Origin of the sequence: Ideonella azotifigens (assembly GCF_006519715.1) — a bacterium.
GTDB lineage: Bacteria > Pseudomonadota > Gammaproteobacteria > Burkholderiales > Burkholderiaceae_C > Ideonella > Ideonella azotifigens.
Genome location: NZ_VIDT01000488.1, coordinates 1 through 4307, shown reverse-complemented (window position 1 = coordinate 4307; position 4307 = coordinate 1). Strand labels below are relative to the sequence as shown.

Sequence of the window (4307 nt, the reverse complement as noted above, 5' to 3'; positions counted from 1 at the left end):
GTGCAGGCAGGCGCCTTCTCCAGCGCCAACGACGCTGAGCAGCAGCGCGCCAAGCTGGCGATCCAGGGCCTGGTCGCCAAGGTCAGCGAGCGCGAGCAGTCCGGCCGCACGGTGTATCGCGTGCGCCTGGGCCCCTATGCCAACCGCGACGAGGCCGAGCGCGTTCAGGAGCGGCTGACCGCCGTCGGCGCCGAATCGGCGCTGGTGCGTGTGGAGCGCAGCAAGCAGTGAGGCTGCTGGCTGTGGTCGCATCCAACCCTTCCCCTTTTTCATCTTCTCCTCTGCGAGGACTGTTGGCATGAGCTTGAATCGGCGAGATTTTTCGGTGGCGGTCGCTGGCCTGGCCACGCTGGGTGCTGCCCATGCCCAGGGCGCCCCGGTCGAAGGCAAGGACTACCAGAAGCTGTCGCCGCCGGTGCCGGTGGCGAGTTCCGGCAAGGTCGAGGTGGTGGAGTTCTTCTGGTACGGCTGCCCGCACTGCAACGCGCTGGAGCCCTACCTCAACCAGTGGCTGGCCAAGCTGCCGCCGGACGTCTCGTTCCATCGCATCCATGTCGGCTTCACGCCGGTCCATGCGTATCACCTGAAACTGTTCTACGCGCTGGAAGCCATGGGCGTGGAGGAGCAGTACCACAGCAAGGTGTTCGCGGCGATGCACGTCGCCCACCAGCGCCTGGGCCAGGACAGCGAGATCCTGGCCTGGGCCAGCAGCGTCGGCCTGGATGGCGCCAAGCTGGTGTCCTTCATGAACTCGTTTTCGGTGGCCGGCAAGCTGCCGCAGGCCAAGCAACTGACTGCCGCCTATCATGTGGAAGGCGTGCCGACCTTCGGCGTGCAGGGCCGCTACATCACCTCGCCAGCGATGGTGGGCAGCGAGACCGGCGTGTTCAACGTGCTGAATGCGCTGATCGCAACGGTCCGCAAACAAGGCTGAGGCAGGCCCCGGGGCGCGCCGCGTCCATGCGCGTAGCGCGGCCGGCGCGGGGTTGCAAGCCGGGTGCGCAAGTCCGCACGAAATGATGGGATGAAGCCAGTTTCGGCGCGCAACTGAGGCATAGAATGGCCTGCAAGTTTCATGCCGAAATCCATGCCAGTTCGCATTTCGCCATCCCCTGTTCACCTGTTCCACAGTCTGCTGTCCACCTTGGCGCTGGCCGCCGCCATGCTTCCCTGGCAAGCCGCGCAGGCCGAAAAGGCTGACCGCAACAAGCAGATAGTGGTCGAGAGCGACGGCAAGCAGGCCGCCTCGGTGGACCTGGCCAAAAAGCTCACCATCCTCACCGGAAACGTCACCATCACCCAGGGCACGCTGCTGATCAAGGCTGAACGGGTCGAAGTGCGCGAGCCGCAGCCCGGCTTCTTCACCGCGGTGGCCTTTGCCCCGGCGGGTGGCGCGGCCAGCTTCCGCCAGAAGCGCGATGTGGCGGACCAGTACGTTGAAGGCCAGGCCGAGCGCATCGAATACGACGGCGCGGCCGAGAAGGTGCATTTCATCGGCAATGCCCAGCTGCGCAGCCTGCGCGGCACCGAAGTGGCCGACCGCGCCAACGCCTCCACCATCGTCTATGACCAGCGCGCCGACACGGTGGTGCTGGCCGGCGGCGGCACCGCCACACCCGGCCTGGAGCAAGGCCGCGTGCGCATGATCTTCTCGCCGCAGCCGGCTTCGGCGCCGGCCAGCGGGGCTGCGCCATGAGCCCGCTGGGCCGTCCCAAGGGCGAAACCGGGGCACGCAGTGCGGAGGCAGTCCTGTGAGCGAGATCGCCACCCCTGAGACGACCACGCCGCCAGCGCCACCTCTGACGCCGCCCGTCGCCGCCTGCCGCCTGGTCGCCTCCGGCCTGCGCAAGACCTACGGTGCCCGCACCGTCGTCAAGAACGTGCACCTGTCGGTCGCGGCTGGCGAAGTCGTCGGCCTGCTGGGCCCCAACGGCGCCGGCAAGACCACGACCTTCTACATGGTGGTCGGCCTGGTGCGCTGCGACGCCGGCCGGATCCTGATCGACGACGTGCCGATCGAGCGCCTGCCCATCCACCACCGCGCGCGGCTGGGCCTGTCCTACCTGCCGCAGGAAGCCTCGATCTTCCGCAAGCTGACGGTCGACGAGAACATCCGCGCGGTGCTGGAGCTGCAGGTCGATGCCAAGGGCAAGGCGCTGAAGGCCGATGTGATCCAGCAGCAGCTCGACACCTTGCTGGCCGACCTGAGCCTGACCAGCCTGCGCGAATCGCCGGCCCCGGCGCTGTCCGGCGGCGAGCGGCGGCGCGTGGAGATTGCCCGTGCGCTGGCCACCCAGCCGCGCTTCATCCTGCTGGACGAGCCGTTTGCCGGCGTCGACCCGATCGCGGTGATCGAGATCCAGCGCATCATCAGTTTCCTGAAGGCGCGTGGCATTGGCGTGCTGATCACCGACCACAACGTGCGCGAGACGCTGGGCATCTGCGATCGCGCCTACATCATCAGCCAGGGCGACGTGCTCGCCGAAGGCACGCCCGCCCAGATCATCGAGAACCCGGACGTGCGCCGGGTCTACCTCGGCGAACATTTCCGGATGTGAGATGTCGGCCCCCCGGTTCACCTTCGGTGCCCCGGCCCCCCGAGGGGGCCGCGAGGCCGCTTGGGAGCGGCCCGGCACGGCCTCGCGTTGTGTGTCGGTCCCCCGGTTCACCTGCGGTACGCCGGCCCTCCGAGGGGGCCGCGAGGCCGCTTGGGAGCGGGCCGGCACGGCCTCGCCGGAATTCAGCTCTTTGTTCACCCGCCGTGCCCTGCGTGCGCTTCCCGAGGTTGTTGTCAGATGAAGCCCACCCTACAGGTCCGCCTGTCGCAGCACCTGGCGCTCACGCCGCAGCTGCAGCAGTCCATTCGCCTGTTGCAGCTCTCCACGCTGGAGCTGCACCAGGAAGTCGAGCAGATGCTCGAACAGAACCCTTTCCTCGAACCCGAGGAAGACGCCAACCCGTTTGAATTCGGCCCGGCCGAGCGCGCCACCAGCTCGCAGAAGGAAGAGAGCGACTCGGCTGGCGCCACCGTGGGCGAAGGCGGCGACGAGCCCGCGGCGATGGACGGCGCCGCCGACTTCGGCACCACCGAGCGCGACGATTGGGAAAACGGCACCGAGCGCGACGACTTCGACGGCATCCGCGAGACGCCCTCTGCCGGCACCTCCGGCAGCGGCGGCGACGAAGACTTCGAGCCGCAGGAGCGCGGCGGCAGCGGCCCGTCGCTGCAGGACCATTTGCGCGTTCAGCTCTCGGGCATGCGCCTGTCGCCGACCGACGCTGCCGCGGTGATGGTGCTGATTGAGTCGCTGGACGAAGACGGTTACCTCGACGGCACGCTGGAAGACATCGCCGAACGCCTGGCCGATTCGCTGGAGATGGGCGATGAGGAACAGCGCGAGAACCTGCTGGACCAGCTGCGCTGCGGCCTGCACTGGCTGCAGAGCATGGAGCCCACGGGCGTGGGCGCGCGCAACCTGTCCGAATGCCTGGCGCTGCAGCTGCGCCACCGCCCGGCCTGCGCCGCGCGGGACTGCGCGCTGGCCATCTGCCGCGACCAGCTGGAGCTGCTGGCCCGGCGCGACATGAAGAAGCTGGCCGCCGCGACCGGGTTCGACGAAGCCACGGTCAAGCTGGCGCAAGGCCTGATCGTCGCCTGCGAGCCCAAGCCCGGCCGGCCGTTTGCCAAGGCCGAGGCGCTGATCGTGATCCCGGACGTCATCGTCGTGAAGTCCGGGCGCAACTGGAAGGCCTCGCTGAACCCGGACGTGATGCCCAAGCTGCGCGTGTCCGACCTCTACGCCCAGGCCATCCGCGGCCAGCGTGGCGGTGGCAACCTGTCGGCCCGGCTGCAGGAAGCGCGCTGGTTCATCCGCAACATCCAGCAGCGCTTCGACACCATCCTGCGTGTCAGCCAGGCCATCGTCGAGCGGCAGAAGAACTTCTTCACCCATGGCGAGATCGCGATGAAGCCGCTGGTGCTGCGCGAGATCGCCGATGAACTCGGCCTGCACGAGTCCACCATCTCGCGCGTGACCACCGCCAAGTACATGTCCACGCCCTCGGGCACCTTCGAGCTGAAGTATTTCTTCGGCTCGTCGCTGAACACCGATGCGGGCGGCAACGCTTCCAGCACGGCAGTGCGGGCGCTGATCAAGCAGTTCGTCGCCGCCGAAAGCACCGTCAAACCCTTGTCGGACAGCCAGATTGCCGACATGCTGGAAGAGCAGGGCATCCAGGTCGCGCGGCGCACCGTCGCCAAGTATCGCGAAGCACTGAAGATTGCTCCGGCCAACCTGCGCAAGGCG

5 protein-coding genes are annotated in these 4307 nt (G+C 67.9%); all 5 read left to right on the top strand.

Annotated elements, in window-relative coordinates; all coding sequences use genetic code 11:
* Positions 1 to 231 (top strand): SPOR domain-containing protein (locus FKP22_RS22540; protein WP_211361521.1); only part of this gene is annotated, 231 nt, incomplete at its 5' end.
* A 67-nt stretch (positions 232 to 298) separates the two neighbouring features.
* Complete coding sequence (locus tag FKP22_RS22535) at positions 299 to 934, top strand: thiol:disulfide interchange protein DsbA/DsbL (protein ID WP_231010605.1); 636 nt, start codon at positions 299 to 301, stop codon at positions 932 to 934.
* A 153-nt stretch (positions 935 to 1087) separates the two neighbouring features.
* A complete protein-coding gene (gene lptA / locus FKP22_RS22530; protein ID WP_170201017.1) occupies positions 1088 to 1696 on the top strand; it encodes a lipopolysaccharide transport periplasmic protein LptA in 609 nt (202 codons plus the stop codon).
* A 103-nt stretch (positions 1697 to 1799) separates the two neighbouring features.
* Positions 1800 to 2558, top strand: coding sequence for an LPS export ABC transporter ATP-binding protein (gene lptB, locus FKP22_RS22525; protein WP_211361523.1), 759 nt, complete (start codon positions 1800 to 1802; stop codon positions 2556 to 2558).
* 237 nt (positions 2559 to 2795) lie between these two features.
* On the top strand, positions 2796 to 4307 hold a 1512-nt coding region (locus FKP22_RS22520), incomplete at its 3' end, for an RNA polymerase factor sigma-54 (protein WP_141289919.1).